This window comes from Blautia sp. KLE_1732_HM_1032 (genome assembly GCF_025147905.1).
Taxonomy (GTDB): Bacteria; Bacillota; Clostridia; order Lachnospirales; family Lachnospiraceae; genus Blautia_A; species Blautia_A fusiformis.
In genome coordinates this window covers 2880999-2900048 of record NZ_CP102266.1, presented here as the reverse complement: position 1 = coordinate 2900048, position 19050 = coordinate 2880999, and the positions used below count along the sequence as shown (strand labels likewise).

The following is a 19050-nucleotide window of genomic DNA, read 5'->3' as shown; positions in this document are numbered from 1 at the left end:
GTGAAAAATCCTCCGCTTATAAATGATATAAGATATATTAATTTTACTAATGATATTTCCTATGATACTATATTTTCAGCAGAAAAGAAAGACTGAAATGCTTTCTGCACGTTTACCATCCTTATTATCGGATATAGAGAAAGGAGCCTTCTATGAGCAACGTAAGACGTGTGTATGTAGAAAAGAAACCTGCCTTTGCAGTAAAAGCAAAGGAACTGAAACATGAGATCAAACATTATCTTGGTATCAGCACTGTGACAGCAGTCCGTGAGCTGATCCGTTATGACGTGGAGAATATCTCCGATGAAGTATTTGAGAAAGCCTGCAAGACCGTATTTGCAGAGCCGCCGGTAGATGATCTGTATCTTGAAAAATTTGATGTGGCAGAGGGCGCACGTGTATTTTCCGTAGAATTCCTTCCTGGACAGTTTGACCAGAGAGCCGATTCTGCAGTGCAGTGTGTACAGTTCCTGGATGAGAATGCAGCACCGATCATCCGTTCAGCAACTACTTATGTAATCGAAGGAAACGTTACAGATGCAGAGTTTGAGGCAATCAAACATCACTGCATCAACCCTGTGGATTCCCGTGAGACAGGTCTTGAGAAGCCGGAAACACTGGTAACAGTATTCCCGGATCCTGAGGATGTGAAGATTTTTGACGGATTCAAGGATATGGCTGAGGCTGATCTGAAGGAGCTGTACGCTTCTCTGAACCTCGCCATGACATTTAAGGACTTCCAGCATATCCAGAATTATTTCAGAAATGAAGAGAAACGCGATCCTTCCATGACAGAGATCCGTGTTCTGGATACCTATTGGTCTGATCATTGCCGTCATACTACTTTCTCCACAGAGCTTACCAGCGTGAAGTTTGACGAAGGTGATTATAAGACTCCTATTGAAAAAACATACAAAGAATATCTGGATGCCCATAAGGATATGTACAAGGGCCGTGATGATAAGTTTGTCTGCCTGATGGATCTTGCACTTATGGCAATGAAGAAACTGAAAGCAGAAGGCAAGCTTGCAGACCAGGAAGAGTCTGATGAGATCAATGCCTGCAGTATCGTGGTACCGGTGGACGTGGACGGGAAAGAAGAAGAGTGGCTGATCAACTTCAAGAACGAGACACACAACCATCCGACGGAGATCGAGCCTTTTGGTGGTGCGGCAACCTGCCTTGGCGGAGCCATCCGTGATCCGCTTTCCGGACGTACCTATGTATACCAGGCAATGCGTGTGACAGGTGCAGCAGATCCTACCGTATCCGTAAAGGAAACTCTGAAGGGTAAACTTCCGCAGAAGAAGCTTGTCCGCAGCGCAGCCCACGGCTACAGCTCCTACGGAAACCAGATCGGTCTTGCAACCGGTGCTGTAAAAGAAATCTATCATCCGGACTACGTTGCAAAACGTATGGAGATCGGTGCGGTTATGGGTGCGGCTCCGAGACGTGCGGTTATCCGTGAAAATTCCGACCCTGGAGATATCATCATCCTTCTTGGCGGACGTACCGGCCGTGACGGTATCGGCGGTGCAACCGGTTCCTCCAAGGTCCACACAGAGGCTTCCATCGAGGTCTGCGGCGCTGAGGTGCAGAAAGGTAACGCGCCTACCGAGCGTAAGATCCAGAGAATGTTCCGCAGAGAGGAAGTCAGCCATATCATCAAGAAATGTAACGACTTTGGCGCAGGCGGTGTTTCCGTTGCCATCGGCGAGCTGGCACCGGGACTTCAGATCGACCTCGACAAGGTTCCGAAAAAATACGCAGGTCTTGACGGCACTGAGATCGCTATCTCTGAGTCTCAGGAGCGTATGGCTGTTGTAGTTGACCCGAAAGATGTGGATACTTTCCTGAAATTTGCAAATGAAGAGAATCTCGAGGCAATTCCGGTTGCAGTTGTAACGGAGGAGCCACGCCTTGTCCTTAACTGGAGAGGAAAAGAGATCGTAAATATCTCCCGTGCATTCCTGGATACCAACGGTGCACATCAGGAGACCTCCGTTGAGGTTGAGATCCCGTCAAAGGACGGAAATCTTTTCGAGGAACGTCCGGATGTAACAGATGTAAAGAAAAAATGGATGGATACTCTTGCTGACCTGAATGTATGCTCACAGAAGGGTCTTGTGGAGATGTTTGACGGCTCCATCGGCGCAGGCAGTGTATTTATGCCTCACGGTGGTAAATATCAGCTGACAGAGACACAGTCCATGGTTGCAAAGGTTCCGGTACAGAACGGAAAAACAGAGACTGTTACCATGATGAGCTACGGCTTTGATCCATACCTTTCCTCATGGAGTCCGTATCATGGAGCTGCCTACGCAGTAACCGAGTCCGTTGCCAAGATCGTTGCAACCGGTGGTGACTATAAGAAGATCCGTTTCACCTTCCAGGAATACTTCCGTCGTATGACAGAAGATCCTAAGAGATGGAGCCAGCCGTTCTCCGCACTGCTTGGTGCTTATGCGGCACAGATCGGATTCGGCCTTCCTTCCATCGGCGGTAAGGACAGTATGTCCGGAACCTTCAATGACATTGATGTTCCTCCGACACTGGTGTCCTTCGCAGTGGATGTTGCAATGGTAAAAGATGTGATCACACCGGAGCTCAAAAAAGCAGGAAGCAAGCTGGTATGGCTCCGTGCACCGAAGGATTCCTATGATCTTCCGGATTACCCGGCTCTTATGGAGCAGTATGATAAATTACACCAGGATATCCAGGCAGGCCGTGTGATCTCCGCATATGCACTTGACCGTCATGGAATCGCTGCTGCAGTCAGCAAGATGGCCTTTGGTAACGGCATGGGTGTAAAGATCGAGCATAACCTTGATCCAAGAGATTTCTTTGCTCCGGCATTCGGCGATATCATCTGTGAGGTTCCGGATGGAAAAGTCGGTGAGCTTGCCATTACCTATACTGTGATCGGTGAGGTTACGGATAATGCGAAGTTCACCTACGGTGATACAGAGATCACTCTGAAAGAGGCGCTTTCCACATGGGAAGGAACTCTGGAGAATGTATTTAAAACAGCAGCAGGAACCGAGGACGTCAAGGCAGATGACGGTTCCCTTTACAAAGCAGACAGCATCTATGTATGCAAACATAAGGTTGCAAAACCGCGTGTATTTATTCCGGTATTCCCTGGAACAAACTGCGAGTATGACAGCACCCGTGCATTTGAGAGAGCAGGCGCTGAGGTAGACGTAAAGGTATTCAAGAACCTTACAGCAGAAGATATCCATGATTCTGTAGAGCTCTTTGAGAAAGCCATCGATCAGGCACAGATGATCATGTTCCCGGGCGGCTTCTCAGCCGGAGATGAGCCGGATGGATCCGCGAAATTCTTTGCTACCGCGTTCCAGAACGAGAAGATCAAGGAGGCAGTTATGAAGCTCCTCAATGAGCGTGACGGTCTTGCTCTTGGTATCTGCAACGGATTCCAGGCACTGATCAAACTGGGACTGGTACCGTACGGTGAGATCTGCGGACAGAAAGAGGATTCTCCGACACTGACCTACAACACCATCGGACGCCACGTATCCAAGATGGTTTACACCAAGGTTGTCAGCAACAAGTCTCCATGGCTTCAGAAAGCACAGCTTGGCGGCGTATACTGTAATCCGGCTTCTCATGGTGAGGGACGTTTTGTCGCAAACGATGAGTGGCTGAAGAAACTCAAGGAAAACGGACAGATCGCAACGGAGTATGTACCGGTAGATGAGACTGGATATGAGGGTGAGTTTAACGTAAACGGCTCTTATATGAACATCGAGGGAATCACAAGCCCGGATGGACGTGTTCTCGGAAAGATGGCACACAGTGAGCGTCGTGACGCAGGCGTTGCTGTCAATATCTACGGAGAGCAGGATATCAAGATTTTCGAATCTGGTGTTGAGTACTTCAGATAATACCAGGGTTACGTGAGCTGCATGCAGTGGCAGGGGATTTCAGACCTCCCTGCCACTGTAAAAATACAAAAAAGCATATATTTTTTAAAAAATTAAAAAAAGTGAAAAAAACTGTTGACACAAGTCACAAACCATTATATAATAGCAAAGCGAGTTGCGGAACGGAAGAGTTCCTAAGACGAACAACTGTTATGGGATCTTAGCTCAGCTGGGAGAGCATCTGCCTTACAAGCAGAGGGTCATAGGTTCGAGCCCTATAGGTCCCATGTTACAAAAAGATATGGCGAGATAGCTCAGTTGGCTAGAGCACACGGTTCATACCCGTGGTGTCGAGGGTTCGAATCCCCCTCTCGCTATTTATATGGGATCTTAGCTCAGCTGGGAGAGCATCTGCCTTACAAGCAGATGGTCATAGGTTCGAGCCCTATAGGTCCCATGTTACAAAAGAATATGGCGAGATAGCTCAGTTGGCTAGAGCACACGGTTCATACCCGTGGTGTCGAGGGTTCGAATCCCCCTCTCGCTACTTAACAAAAGGTCTGAAGATTCAATTTTATTGGGTTTTTGGACTTTTTTTGTTATAAAATCCCGGCTGCCTGTGGTAAGACCAGATGTGAAAAGTTAAGATTGACATTTTACATCGTTTTTTTTATCATAGTAAAAGAATAGACATAACGAATCATTTCGGGAAATGAGGATTGTATAATGAAAAAAAGAATGCTTTTTGTTTTCAACCCCAAAGCAGGAAAAGGAAGAATCAAGATGCATCTGCTGGACATTGTGGATATCTTTAATAAAGGTGGGTACGAAGTGATCATCCGTGCCACGCAGGGACCGAAGGATGCTTATGAACAGGTGAAGGAATATGCAGATCAGGTAGATCTGATCGCCTGCAGTGGAGGTGACGGTACACTGGATGAGGTGGTTACCGGAATCGTGGAAGTGGGCAGCCAGACACCGATCGGGTATATCCCTGCAGGAAGCACCAATGATTTTGCCAACAGTCTGTTTATGCCGAAGAGTATGACTGCAGCTGCCTCCATGATCATGGAGGAGCAGATCTATCACTGTGACATCGGTAAATTTAATAACCAGACATTTGCCTATGTGGCTGCGTTTGGACTGTTTACCAATGTTTCCTATGAGACAGACCAGGATCTGAAAAATATCCTGGGACATGTTGCCTATGTGCTGGAAGGGATGAAGCAGCTTTTTGAGGTGAAATCCTATCATCTGAAGGTAACCTCCGATGAGCTGACTGTGGAGAATGATTTTATCTACGGTATGATCAGCAATTCCAGATCTGTAGGCGGATTTAAGAATCTTACCGGAAAAAACGTGGATATGAATGACGGACTGTTTGAGGTGACACTGATCACCAATCCGAAGAATCCGCTGGAGCTTCAGGAGATCATGACTGCGCTTCTTACTGCAGAGGATAATACAGATCTGATCTATTCTTTTAAGTCTGCGCATGTTGTGATAGAGTCAGAGGAGGCTGTTCCGTGGACGCTGGATGGAGAGTTCGGTGGAGATCAGACCCATGTGGAGATCGATAATCTTCATGAGGCCATGAACCTTTATCTTACCAGCAGTAAGAAACAGAAAAAAAGCCGGCTGAACCAGAAAATGCAGGAGATTAAGGAGATTACCCAGAAGAGCGAAGAATGATCCGAGTATCCGAAGACAAGGTGATCATACAGAGGTGAAAATGTCTTTCCTCATAAGAAAGACTGGATATACAGGAACGAAAAGGAGGAAGAAATGGGAGATTATATCAACGTAAAGGAAATCTTTGGCTGCGATGTATTTAACGATTCTGTTATGCAGGACCGTTTGCCGAAGAAGGTATACCGCGAACTGAAAAAGACAATAGAAGAGGGTAAGGAGCTGTCCATGGAGATCGCTGATGTGGTTGCACATGAGATGAAGGAATGGGCTATTGAGAAAGGGGCTACTCATTATTGTCACTGGTTTCAGCCGCTGACAGGTGTTACTGCCGAGAAACATGACGCATTTGTCACAGCGCCAAGAGAGGACGGCAAGGTACTCTTAAGTTTTTCTGGCAAGGAGCTGATCAAGGGTGAGCCGGATGCATCCTCATTTCCATCCGGAGGACTTCGTGCAACATTCGAGGCAAGAGGCTATACAACATGGGATTGCACATCACCTGCCTTTGTACGTCATGACGCAGCCGGCGGGATCTTATGTATCCCCACAGCATTCTGCTCCTACACAGGAGAGGCGCTTGACCAGAAAACACCGCTTCTTCGTTCCATGGAAGCGGTCAATACACAGGCGCTTCGACTTCTTCGCCTTTTCGGAAATACAACATCAAAAAAAGTAACTCCTTCCGTTGGAGCTGAGCAGGAGTATTTCCTGGTTGATAAGGAGAAATGGCTCCAGAGAAAAGATCTGATCTATACAGGAAGAACTCTTTTCGGTGCTATGCCGCCGAAGGGACAGGAGATGGATGACCACTATTTCGGAACCATCCGTCAGAGAATCTCCGCATACATGAAGGAAGTCAACGAGGAGTGCTGGAAGCTGGGCGTAACAGCAAAGACACAGCACAATGAGGTTGCACCTGCACAGCATGAGTTGGCACCGATCTACGCACCGGTAAATATTGCAGCAGATCACAACCAGATCATGATGCGTATCCTCAAAAAAGTTGCAAGTCGCCATGGTATGCGCTGCCTGCTTCATGAGAAACCGTTTGCAGGAGTTAACGGTTCCGGTAAGCACAACAACTGGTCCCTGACAACGGATGACGGGATCAACCTTCTTGAGCCGGGAAAAACTCCTCATGAGAATATCCAGTTCCTTCTTGTTCTCACCTGTATCCTGAAAGCCGTTGATGAGCATGCAGATCTTCTGAGAGAGTCTGCAGCAGACGTTGGAAACGATGAACGTCTCGGAGGAAACGAGGCACCGCCGGCAGTTATCTCCGTATTCCTTGGCGAGCAGCTTCAGGATGTTCTGGAGCAGCTGATCAGCACAGGTACCGCCACACACAGTAAGACCGGCGAGATCCTGGATACCGGTGTTAAGACACTTCCGGATTTCATGAAGGATGCTACAGACCGAAACAGAACATCACCGTTTGCGTTCACAGGAAACAAATTTGAGTTCCGTATGGTTGGTTCCCGTGATTCCATTTCCGAGTGCAACGTAGTTCTGAACACGATTGCAGCAGAAGTATTCCGCGATGCATGCGACCGTCTGGAAGCAGCAGACGATTTTGATACTGCAGTACATGACCTGATCAAGGAGTATGCGATCCAGCATCAGCGTATTGTATTCAACGGAAACGGATATGCACCGGAGTGGGAGGCAGAGGCAAAGAGACGTGGACTTCCGATCCTTCCGTCCATGGTAGATGCCATTCCTGCGCTGACTACAGATAAGGCTGTGAAGCTTTTTGAATCCTTTAATGTATTTACAAGAGCAGAGCTTGAGTCCAGAGCAGAGATCCAGTATGAAGGCTATGCAAAGGCTATCAACATTGAGGCCAAGACCATGGTGGATGTAGCTACTAAGCAGATCATCCCGGCAGTGATCCGTTATACAACGGTTCTTGCAGAGTCCATCAATTCTGTGAAGGCAGTGAGCGCAGCGCTTGATGTCAGTGTACAGACAAGTCTTCTGGAAAAAACCTCCGCACTTCTTGCTGAGACCAAGACAGCTATGGATAAGCTTTCCGGACTGATCGCTGAGTCGGAATCCCATGAAGAGGGACGTGACCGTGCTGTATTCTTCAGAGAGAGCGTGGTACCGGCAATGCAGGCTTTAAGAAAACCTGTAGACGAGCTTGAGATGATCGTAGATAAAGATATGTGGCCGATGCCATCCTACGGTGATCTGATCTTTGAGGTATGATCGGTTAAATAAAATCAGGAAATAAGAGATGTTCCCTGGGTGCAGCGGCATCTTTGAAATCAAATGACGGGACAGATGTAAGATCTGTCCCGTTTTTTACCTGGCGGAGAAAAAATCTGTAAGCGGTTATCCGTCATAGGATCATATAATAACTGCGGATGAGGATATCTGCGGCATTCAATCAGATTCAGGAGTAAGTATATATGATAGAATTAGAATTTTTAAAAGAACAGAACGTTTCCGAAAGCCTGATCCACGGCATCGAGGAGTTTCGAAAAAATTATAACGTTGACGAGGGGGCTGCAGCCAGAGTTACCAGACCGTCCATACCGTTCTACGGAAAAGAAATCCTGGAAATGGCCATTGCAGGACTTCTGGAAGGAGAAAATCTTCTTCTTGCAGGCCCAAAGGCTACGGGTAAAAATATCCTGGCAGAAAATCTGGCATATGCTTTTGGCCGTCCGGTTTATAATGTATCTTTCCATGTCAATACAAACAGCGGAGATCTGATCGGAACGGATACCTTTGTAAACAATGAAGTCTGCCTCCGAAAGGGCAGCATCTATCAGTGTGCCGAGTATGGTGGCTTCGGTATTCTGGATGAGATCAATATGGCAAAGAACGATGCGGTTTCTGTCCTTCATGCAACTCTGGACTATCGCCGCTCCATTGATGTTCCGGGCTATGACCGGATCGACCTTCATCCTGCGGCACGTTTTATCGGAACCATGAACTACGGATATGCAGGAACAAAGGAGCTGAACGAAGCTCTGGTTTCTCGTTTCCTGGTGATCGATATGCCAGCGCAGACAGAAGAAACCCTGGGATTTATTTTCCGCAAAATGTTCCCGGAGGCAAAGGAAAAGGCAGTGGAACAGTTTATCGGTGTATTTATGGATCTTCAGAAGAAATCCGTAAACAGTGAGATCTCCACAAAAGCGCTGGATCTTCGAGGTCTTCTGGCTGCTATGAAGATCGTTCGTGCAGGACTTTCTCCCCTGGCAGCAGTGCAGATGGGAGTGGTGAACAAAACCTTCGATATTTTTGAAAAGGAGATCGTGGACGATGTAGTCCGTACAAGGATCCCGGAAGAGTGGACGAAGGACGATGTCTATGCATAAAGATCTGACAGAAGAACTTTCTATAGAAGATTACAAGATGGAGCTGGAAAACCGGATCCGTAATCTCCTCTGGACGGTAAGCGGCGACTATACACTGGATGTGAAGCCGGATGTATCGCTGTTTCTCCGCTCAAAAGAGATCGCTCTTTACGATGGGATCAAACAGGGGGCTTTTGCCAGATATTTTGACAAAAATCTGCTTGGCCTTTATCTTGTAAAAAAAATCTATCTGGATGCCTCTGAGACGGAGCTGACCGGGCTGACACAGCTCTGTATCGAAGCGGCAGTGGGAGAGCGGATCTGTGAAGAGCGCCCCGGGGTTCGCCGCATGAGAAAAAAAGCTCTGGAAGATATCCTGGATCAGGAATATGAAACCCTGCCTTTCTACGATAAGTTGTTAGATAGGCTGAAAATTGCAGTATTCCGTGATGTACTTACAGGAAGCGTACAGCCTCTGGAGAAAAAACTGTCTGCATTCCGGGATCAGATCTATGCCTGCGCAGAAAGCAGAGATACCATGGAACTGATTCGGATCATCGACAGCCTCTATAATGCGGTCATCGATCCGGACTTTGAGAAGAAAAACGGTTCCCTTGAACGGGTAATGGCGGTGACGCTGGAAGAACTGACGGAATTTGGCTGGGAAGACTACCTTAATGAAGAGATGTATGAGGAAGCTCTGGAAAATTATGTGGAAAAGCTCACAGACCGGATGACAGATATTGAAGATTCCTCGCTGACACAGGATATGGAAGAAAAACGTAAGGTGAAAAACAAGATCACGGTGATTTCAGAGGAAGCTCTTCAGAAAGCTCATACCTATGTGGAACTGAATTTTGGAAAAACCTATCTCACACCTGCGGAAGAAAAAAGAATGAACCATCTTATGTGCCGGGGAATACACGGAGACTGCAGCCTGTATTTTACAGAAGGAATCCTGAAAAATCCGGTTCGTGATAATTATCAGTACCAGTATGCAAAGCGTCTGCGTAATAAGAACATATGGATCTATCATGACAAGCACAGAATTGCAAAACGAAATATTGCCATATTGACTGAACTCCTGAAAAAAGCACTGGTGATCCGAAGTGAAAATCAGGAAGTCCTATCAGACCGGGGAACTATCGTTCCTTCTAGGCTGTGGCGTATAGGCAGAAGCGGTGAGGCAAATCTTTTCAAGAGGATTCTTCGTGGAGACAATACGGATTTTGTGGTGGATATACTGATCGATGCCAGTGGTTCACAGATGAGTCGGCAGGGAGATGTGGCACTGCAGGCTTATATGATCAGCTCTGCCCTGAGCAATGTGGACATCCCTCATCGGGTTATGAGCTACTGTACATTCTGGGATCATACGATCCTGCACAGGTTCCGGGAATATGATGATCCGGTTTCGGCGGATGAGGATATTTTCAATTATGTGACTTCCTCCAATAATCGGGACGGGCTTGCCATAAAAGCAGCGGGATACAGTCTTTTGCAGAGGGAAGAGGAAAAAAAGATCCTGATCATCTTAAGTGACGGACGCCCCTACGATGTGATCATAAACCGCCCCAATGCAAAAAATCCGGCCCCTTATCAGGGAAAATATGCCATTTCAGATACTGCAACAGAGGTGCGGCGTCTTCGGAGCCAGGGCGTCAGTGTTCTGGGGGTATTTGCAGGCGAAGAGAAGGATCTTCCGGCGGAAAAGAAGATTTTTGGAAAGGATTTTGCCTATATCCGGGATATCGGAAATTTTTCGAAGATCGTAGGGCGATATCTGACAAAACAGCTGGAAACGGACAACTGAAAAAAAAAAGTATTTTATTTTAAATGTATAATATTCAATTGTAAGGAATAAGGTCACTATGTTAGCATAAAAGCTGCATAGTGACCAATTATTTGCTTATAATTATACAGAAAATTGTAAATAATATATAATATCTCAGATATAATTTCTTGCAAAATACTGCGAAATTTGCTATACTATATAACGTTACTAATTTACTAGATAAAGGGAGAGGAAATATGAACAAAAACACAGAGTTCAAACCTTACATTCCTGCGGAGAAAATCACTCCGGAGCTCACAGTTACATCTGTGATCATGGGATGTATTCTTGCTGTCATCTTCGGCGCAGCCAATGCTTACCTTGGTCTTCGTGTTGGTATGACAGTATCTGCCTCCATTCCGGCGGCAGTTATCTCCATGGGTGTTATCCGCGTGATTCTTCGCAGAAACTCCATTCTGGAGAGCAATATGGTCCAGACTATCGGTTCAGCCGGTGAGTCTCTTGCAGCAGGTGCTATCTTCACCATGCCTGCACTGTTCCTCTGGGCAGAGGAAGGACTTACAAGCAAACCAGGCATCGTTGAGATCACTCTGATCGCACTTTGCGGTGGTATCCTTGGTGTACTTTTCATGGTACCCCTTCGTAATGCCCTCATTGTTAAAGAGCATGCAACTCTTCTCTATCCGGAAGGAACTGCCTGCGCAGACGTTCTTCTTGCCGGTGAGGAAGGTGGAGCAAATGCTTCCACAGTATTCTCCGGTATGGGACTTGCTGCTGTCTTCAAATTTGTTGTTGATGGACTGAAGCTTCTTCCGGCAGATGTTTCTGCAGCATTTAAATCCTTCAAGGGTGAGATCGGTATGGAGGTTTATCCGGCACTTCTCGGTGTTGGTTATATCGTAGGACCGAAGATCGCATCCTACATGTTTACCGGTTCTCTTATCGGCTGGATGGTCATCATTCCGCTGATCTGCCTGTTCGGACCTGATACATGGATGTATCCGGCAGCAGAGGGAACGACCATTGCCCAGCTTTACGCAAACGGCGGAGCATCAGCAATCTGGTCTACTTATGTTAAATATATCGGCGCAGGTGCTATCGCAACAGGTGGTATCATTTCCCTGATCAAATCCCTGCCGCTGATCGTTACAACCTTCCGTGACTCCATGAAGAGCATGAAGGGAAGCAAGAACACAAGCACAGAGAGAACCGCACAGGATCTTCCGATGCAGTTCATCCTTCTCGGTGTTATAGCAATGGTATTTATCATCTGGATCGTTCCGGCAATCCCGGTAACTCTTCTTGGTGCATGTATCATCGTAGTTTTTGGATTCTTCTTTGCAACAGTATCTTCCCGTATGGTAGGTCTTGTAGGAAGCTCCAACAACCCGGTTTCCGGTATGGCTATCGCTACTCTTCTGATTGCTACATTTGCGATCAAGAGCTCCGGTAAAACAGGTATCGACGGAATGACAGCAGCGATCGCTGTTGGTTCTGTTATCTGTATCATCGCAGCGATCGCCGGTGATACCTCTCAGGACCTTAAGACAGGATACCTTCTCGGTGCTACACCTAAGAAGCAGCAGATGGGCGAGATGCTCGGTGTTGTTGTTTCCGGTCTTGCTATCGGCGGTGTTCTGTATCTTCTGGATGCAGCATGGGGCTACGGTACAGCAGAGATCCCTGCGCCACAGGCTCAGCTTATGAAGATGATCGTTGAGGGAATCATGGGCGGAAACCTTCCATGGGGACTTGTATTTGTAGGTGTATTCCTTGCAATCTGCCTTGAGATCCTCCGTATCCCGGTAATGCCTTTCGCAATCGGTCTTTACCTTCCAATCTACCTGAACGCAACCATCATGATCGGTGGTATCGTTCGTGGATTACTTGACAGCAGAAAAGGTGTTGACGAAAAAACCAAGACAGCTCAGTCCACAGATGGTACCCTGTACTGTGCTGGTATGATCGCCGGCGAGGGTCTTGTTGGAATTCTTCTTGCGATCTTTGCAGTTGTCGGTATCAGCCTTGATATGTCCGGCGTTGTAAACCTTGGAAATATCGGCGGCGTTGTGCTGATGATCATCATGATCCTGTCACTGCTTAAATTCTCTATCTGGAGAAAGAAGAAAGCCTGATGAGAAAAAACAAAAAGGATAAGAAACAGGATATCAACTATCTTGATCTGATCCCGGAAACAAACCAGTCGATCCGGTGGCACCGGGACCTGAAGCAGCGGATCATTCTTGAGATAGAGAATAAGGGTATGTTCAATACCATCGCGCAGAAGGTTTTTGGCAAGCCAAGGTTTTCCAAGGTTCATCTTGATGAAATGGGAACTTTTATCTGGCCTGAGATCGATGGAGCCAAAACCGTGCAGGAGCTTGCCCTGCTGGTGAAAGAGCATTTCGGAGATAAGGCAGAACCGCTTTATCCGAGAATCGTAAAATACTTTCAGATAATGGAAAGCTATGAATTTGTTCATTTTATAAATAAAAAGACAGAAAAATAGCATGGAGAACGGGAACGGACGCAGAATAGTGTACGGTCCCGTTCTTTTTATGACACGTTAGTGCGGGAAACTGATGCAGTTGTCATATGATACTATAGCATTTCTGGGATTTTCACAGCGGAATAGAAATATTGAGGACATTTCAAGACAGAAATTCCGGGAATTGCTGTAAAAAATGAAAGGAGCACTTTATGAGTCTTGTGAAAAAAAAGGACTGGTATCTGGATTATCTTCTGATCATAGTAGGAACCGGGCTGATGGCACTTGCCATCAATTCCGTTTTTGATGCAACCGGGCTGGTAACCGGAGGCTTTTCCGGTATTGCGATCCTGGTGAAGCACTGGACCGGTGGGATCGTAGATGGCGGGGTTCCACTGTGGCTTACCAATATCACGCTGAACATCCCGCTGTTTTTTCTGGGATGGCGGATCAAAGGCTTTTCCTTTGTAAAAAAAGCTCTGGTCGGTGAGATCTCCCTCTCAACCTGGCTTGCCATTCAGCCGGTGTGGAATATTGCGGGAGATGATCTCCTTCTGGCTGCTGTATACGGTGGTGTGATCTTGGGAATCGGCATTGGAATGGTTTTCCTTGGACAGGGAACCACAGGCGGAACGGATATGATGGCAGCACTGATCCAGAAGTATATGCGTCATTATTCCATCGCACAGATCATGCAGTTTATTGATGGGCTTATTGTGATCGTAGGAATGTATGTGTTCGGTATCCAGCGGGCCCTGTATGCCATCATTGCGGTTTATCTGGTAACAAAAGTATCCGACAGTCTGATCGAAGGTCTGAAGTTTTCCAAACAGACATTTATCGTCACGGAGAAGCCGGATGAGGTTGCCAGAGTCATTATGGAAGACCTGGATCGCGGAGCGACAGGGATCTGTGGCAAGGGGATGTATTCCGGTCAGGAGAAGACGATCATCTTCTGTGTGGTAAACAAAAAGGAAATTGTGAAGCTGAAAGAGCTGGTAGATGATATTGATCCCAACGCTTTTGTGATCGTTTCCGATGCAAGAGAAGTTCATGGAGAAGGTTTTATAGAGAAAAATTAGGCGGATTTCAACAAAAATTTGTAAATTTTTTCAGTTTTACTCTTTCATTTTTGGTGATTTTGTATTAAAATAGCCATAGATAGAGAGGGAAAGACAGAAGATAAGCATACACATAAGTGAGAAGGGATTGAACGGAATGATATCGAATCAGGTGTTACAGAATACGCTCGAGGGACTTAAAGAAATATCAAGGACGGAATTTTGTGTCATTGACACAGACGGCAAGGTACTTGCGTCTACCTTTTCTGATTTTGAGATCCAGCCGGCAGATATCCAGGCTTTTGTAGAATCCCAGGCGGACAGCCAGCTTGTCAAGGGATTTCAGTACTTTAAGGTCTGTGATGATTATCAGTTGGAATATGTCCTGGTAGCCCACGGAGATGATGAGGATACTTATATGGTAGGCAAGCTTGCAGCCTTCCAGATCCAGAATCTGATCGTTGCGTACAAGGAGCGTTTTGACAAAGACAGCTTTATCAAGAATCTTCTTCTTGATAATCTTCTTCTGGTGGATATTTACAACAGAGCGAAGAAGCTTCATATTGAAGCAGATGTCCGTCGTGTAGTTATGATCCTGGAACTGAACCAGGAGAAAGATCACAGCTCTGTAGAGAGCGTGAAAAGCCTTTTTGGCGGAAAGAGCAGAGATTTTATCACTGCTGTTGATGAGAAGAGCATCATTATAGTCAAGGAACTGGAAGAGGGAGAGGGCTATCCGGAGATGGATAAGCTGGCTCATACGATTATGGATACTCTGGATCTGAATAAAGATGGTGAGGATGTCCACATGGCATACGGTACCATTGTCAATGAGTTGAAAGAAGTTTCACGTTCCTACAAAGAAGCGCGTATGGCCCTTGATGTAGGCAAGATCTTCTTCGGAGACAGGGAAGTTATCGCATACAGCTCACTTGGAATCGGACGCCTGATCTATCAGCTGCCTATTCCTCTGTGTAAGATGTTTATCCGCGAGATCTTTGACAACAAATCTCCGGATGATTTCGATGAGGAGACACTTGTCACTATCGATAAATTCTTTGAGAACAGTCTGAACGTATCTGAAACTTCACGTCAGCTGTATATCCACAGAAATACGCTGGTATATCGTCTGGATAAACTCCAGAAGAGTACAGGCCTTGATTTGAGAGTGTTTGAGGATGCCATTACATTTAAGATCGCGCTGATGGTTGTTCGATATATGAAATATATGGAGACATTAGAGTATTAATAGCATTCGGAATGCAGGATGATAGTTTGATATATTAAGGCAACATATTAGAACTTTTAAACTGCCGCTTATTCCTTCCCGGAATAGGCGGCAGTTTTTGTATGAGTGTTTTTCATCATGGAATATTGTGTAAATGTCCCTCCTGTTTGGAAGTATTCACGAAGTGTGTTACTGAGAACGGAGTGAGCAGTAACGAATTTACATGAACTTCACAGATAACATTCATGACTCTATTGTAATTTTGGTATTTTTACGTTAAAATAAATAATTTGAAGAGGGCTGTTGATTACTGTTCACTGGTAATATTCCGCGAAGCGCATTACTGAGAATAGAGTGAACAGGTTACTGTTCACTGGTAATGTCCCGCGAGGTGTTTTTTGTGAGCGAAGGTCATAGAAAACCCGAGACATATCGCGCGAATTTATGCGATCAGCATAAATTCTGTGCATCGCGAAGCGTGTTACTGAGAACGGAGTGAACAGTAACGTGAACAGTAACAGTTGTAGGGCCCGGGAAATTTATTCTTGCATTTAAACAGAATATATATTACAATAATGTTACAAAAAAATTAAGAAAATTATGCTTTTATAATATAGAGGAGGATATATATGATCGATCTTGTAGATGTGAGCAAATCTTACGGCCCGGGTCTTCCGGCTGTGAATCATGCGAACTTACATGTTGATAAAGGGGAATTCGTATTTGTAGTAGGAAGCAGTGGCTCCGGTAAATCCACACTGATCAAGCTTCTGATGAAAGAACTGGATTCTACCAGCGGAACGATCACAGTCAGCGGGGAACGTCTGGAGAAGATGAAACACAGACGCGTTGCCAAGTATCGCAGAAAGCTTGGGGTAGTATTTCAGGATTTTCGTCTTTTAAAAGACCGTAATGTATATGAGAATGTAGCATTTGCGCAGCGTGTCATAGGAAGACCTACCCGTGTGATACGCAAACGTGTGCCGGAGGTTCTCCAGGAGGTAGGACTTGCAGGAAAGTATAAGGCATACCCGGATGAGCTTTCCGGTGGTGAGCAGCAGAGAGTTGCTCTTGCCAGAGCACTGGTAAACCGCCCGGACATCCTTCTGGCAGATGAGCCGACCGGAAACCTGGATCCGAAAACCTCTGAAGAGATCATGGCTCTGATGGAGCAGATCAATGACAGAGGAACCACAGTTCTGGTAGTTACTCACAATAAGGACATCGTCAATGCCATGCGCAAGCGAGTAGTCACCATGCACAACGGCAAGATCATCAGCGATGAGAAAGAGGGAGGATATCATGAGGCCTAGTACGATCTGGTATACCCTGAAGCAGGGCTTTAAGAATATAAAAAGAAACTGGATGTTTTCCCTGGCATGTATCATCACGATGGCAGCCTGCATTTTTCTGGTAGGCATTTTCTATTCCATCGTGAACAACGTCGGTAATATTGCCCATAAGGTGGAAGAAGAAGTACCGATCACAGTATTCTTTGATGAGGGCACTTCAGAGGAAGAGATCCAGGCGATCGGCGATGCTATTCAGTCCAGGCCGGAAGTGGCCAGGATGGACTATCAGTCCGCAGATCAGGCATGGGAAGAATACAAACAGAAATATTTTGGAGATGAAGATGCGGCAGATGGATTTAAAGATGATAACCCTCTTGCCAATTCATCCAATTATCAGGTATATCTTAATGATATTACCAAGCAGACAGAACTGGTGAATTATATCCAGGGGCTGGATCATGTCCGGAAGGTAAATCAGTCTGAACAGGCCTCCAGGACACTTGGTTCCATCAACAAGCTGGTTTCTTATGTGTCGATTGCCGTGATCGCAATCCTTTTGATCATTTCCATATTCCTGATCAGCAATACAGTATCTATGGGTATTTCTGTCCGCAAGGAAGAAATCGGAATTATGAAATACATAGGAGCTACAGATGCTTTTGTACGACTGCCATTCCTTCTGGAAGGTATGATCCTCGGTGTGATCGGTGCGGCGATACCGCTGATCTGCCTGTTTTTCCTGTATAATTCCGCTGTAGAGTTTATTCTGACAAAATTCAATGTATTGACAGGTATCGTGGATTTCATTCCGATCTGGCAGATTTATGAGGGTCTGGTTCCCATGGGACTTGGACTTGGTGTGGGAATCGGTCTTTTGGGAAGCTTTTTCACAACAAGAAAACATCTCAGAGTATAACCAAATAGCAGAGAATCTTATGTATCCGCATGATGTGTGATCATAAGATATACAGCGGCTGTCGGAATATCGGCAGCCGTTTTCGGTATATAAAAACCGAACGGCGCACAGAGGAGTACAGAAAATCTGTGACCTTATCGGCTTTGCCGGCTGTGCAGAAGAAAGGAAAAATATGAAAAATAAAGAATTCAAAAAAGGTATAGCCATTGGAGTGGCAGCAACGCTGGTTGTGACAGGCGCTGTTTTTACCAGCTATCAGAAAGTACTGTTTCCGAAAGGCAATGCGCTTTCCGATGTGAAAACGGTTCAGAAGCTGAATTACCTAGAAGAACTGATCGATGAAGAATATCTGGATGAAAAAGACGAAAGCAGCCTGCGTGAGGGGCTTTATGCTGGCCTGCTTGCCGGCCTGAAGGATCCGTACTCCACCTATTACACAGCAGAACAGTATAAAGAGCTGAATACTTCCAATGAAGGCTCCTACGTAGGGATCGGTGCCGTTCTTCAGAAGGATGACACCGGAGGGGCAAAGATCATACAGCTTTATGAGGGTGGCCCTGGAGAACAGGCGGGACTGAGAAAGGGAGATGTGATCAAGGCAGTAGATGGAGCTGATGTTACAGACAAAGAAACTTCCGATATTGCTTCCATGGTCCGTGACAGTGAGAAAGCTTCCGTAATGCTGACCATACAGCGGGAAAACGAAGAGAAACCTCGGGATGTCAAAGTGGAGATCCGGGATGTGGAGATCCAGACCGTTTCCCATGAGATGCTTTCCGGAGACACCGGCTATATCCGGATCTCCGAATTTTCTGAGGTGACCAGCGATCAGTATAAAAAAGCATTTGCAGATCTGAAGGAACAGGGAATGAAGAAGCTGGTTGTGGATCTCCGTGATAATCCGGGAGGCCTTCTTACTGCAGTCTGCGGCGTACTCCGCCAGATACTTCCGGAAGGACTGATCGTCTATACAGAGGACAAAAACGGAAAGAGGGAAGAGGAGACCTGCGACGGAAAAAATGAACTGGACATGCCGCTGGCTGTTCTGGTAAACGGAAACAGTGCCAGTGCATCGGAGATCTTTGCGGGTGCGGTGAAGGACTACGGGATTGGAACGATTGTAGGAACAACTACCTATGGGAAGGGCGTGGTGCAGACCATCCAGCCTCTTACCGATGGCAGTGCGGTAAAGATCACCATCGCAAAATATTTTACGCCAAAGGGCAATGATATCAACAAAAAAGGAATCACTCCGGATGTGGAAGCAGAGCTTTCCGGAGACATCACAGACTGGACAGAACTTACACATAAAGAAGACACGCAGCTTCAGACAGCCCTGAAAGAGATCGGACAGAGCTGACGCGTTCGGAGGGGAGAAAA

12 protein-coding genes and 4 tRNA genes are annotated in these 19050 nt (G+C 46.2%); all 16 read left to right on the top strand.

Translation table 11 applies throughout. From position 1 onward, the window contains the following. The first annotated feature begins 152 nt into the window (after positions 1–152). Entirely contained in the window at positions 153–3908 is a 3756-nt protein-coding gene (locus NQ489_RS13800) for a phosphoribosylformylglycinamidine synthase (protein ID WP_021650785.1), read from the top strand. Between the two features lie 193 nt (positions 3909–4101). Continuing rightward, positions 4102–4174, top strand: a tRNA-Val gene (locus tag NQ489_RS13795). A 16-nt stretch (positions 4175–4190) separates the two neighbouring features. Further along, positions 4191–4264, top strand: a tRNA-Met gene (locus NQ489_RS13790). Positions 4265–4271: 7 nt separating this feature from the next. Next, positions 4272–4344: transfer RNA gene (locus NQ489_RS13785), tRNA-Val, on the top strand. Between the two features lie 16 nt (positions 4345–4360). After that, positions 4361–4434, top strand: a tRNA-Met gene (locus tag NQ489_RS13780). A 179-nt stretch (positions 4435–4613) separates the two neighbouring features. Further along, the gene (locus NQ489_RS13775) at positions 4614–5579 is read left to right on the top strand and encodes a diacylglycerol/lipid kinase family protein (protein WP_015526961.1); all 966 of its coding nucleotides are present in this window, start codon (positions 4614–4616) and stop codon (positions 5577–5579) included. Positions 5580–5672: 93 nt separating this feature from the next. Further along, positions 5673–7790, top strand: a complete 2118-nt coding sequence (locus NQ489_RS13770; protein ID WP_021650786.1) for a glutamine synthetase III family protein — start codon at positions 5673–5675, stop codon at positions 7788–7790. 203 nt (positions 7791–7993) lie between these two features. After that, positions 7994–8911: an AAA family ATPase gene (locus tag NQ489_RS13765; RefSeq protein ID WP_015526964.1), complete on the top strand. Its 918-nt coding sequence runs from the start codon at positions 7994–7996 to the stop codon at positions 8909–8911. Further along, positions 8904–10703: a hypothetical protein gene (locus NQ489_RS13760; protein ID WP_021650787.1), complete on the top strand. Its 1800-nt coding sequence runs from the start codon at positions 8904–8906 to the stop codon at positions 10701–10703. The genes NQ489_RS13765 and NQ489_RS13760 overlap by 8 nt, the downstream gene beginning before the upstream one ends. A 218-nt stretch (positions 10704–10921) precedes the next feature. Further along, positions 10922–12820 (top strand): OPT family oligopeptide transporter, encoded by a 1899-nt coding sequence (locus NQ489_RS13755; RefSeq protein ID WP_044961039.1) that lies wholly within the window; start codon positions 10922–10924, stop codon positions 12818–12820. Continuing rightward, positions 12820–13194, top strand: coding sequence for a PqqD family protein (locus NQ489_RS13750; protein WP_021650789.1), 375 nt, complete (start codon positions 12820–12822; stop codon positions 13192–13194). Before NQ489_RS13755 ends, NQ489_RS13750 begins: the two co-directional genes overlap by 1 nt. A gap of 191 nt (positions 13195–13385) precedes the next feature. Beyond that, entirely contained in the window at positions 13386–14255 is an 870-nt protein-coding gene (locus tag NQ489_RS13745) for a YitT family protein (protein ID WP_021650790.1), read from the top strand. A gap of 136 nt (positions 14256–14391) precedes the next feature. Further along, complete coding sequence (locus NQ489_RS13740) at positions 14392–15483, top strand: PucR family transcriptional regulator (RefSeq protein WP_015526970.1); 1092 nt, start codon at positions 14392–14394, stop codon at positions 15481–15483. 608 nt (positions 15484–16091) lie between these two features. Then, entirely contained in the window at positions 16092–16775 is a 684-nt protein-coding gene (gene ftsE, locus NQ489_RS13735; RefSeq protein WP_015526972.1) for a cell division ATP-binding protein FtsE, read from the top strand. Next, entirely contained in the window at positions 16765–17670 is a 906-nt protein-coding gene (gene ftsX / locus NQ489_RS13730) for a permease-like cell division protein FtsX (RefSeq protein WP_021650791.1), read from the top strand. Before ftsE ends, ftsX begins: the two co-directional genes overlap by 11 nt. 172 nt (positions 17671–17842) lie before the next feature. Next, positions 17843–19030: a S41 family peptidase gene (locus tag NQ489_RS13725; RefSeq protein ID WP_021650793.1), complete on the top strand. Its 1188-nt coding sequence runs from the start codon at positions 17843–17845 to the stop codon at positions 19028–19030. The last annotated feature ends 20 nt before the right edge of the window (positions 19031–19050 follow it).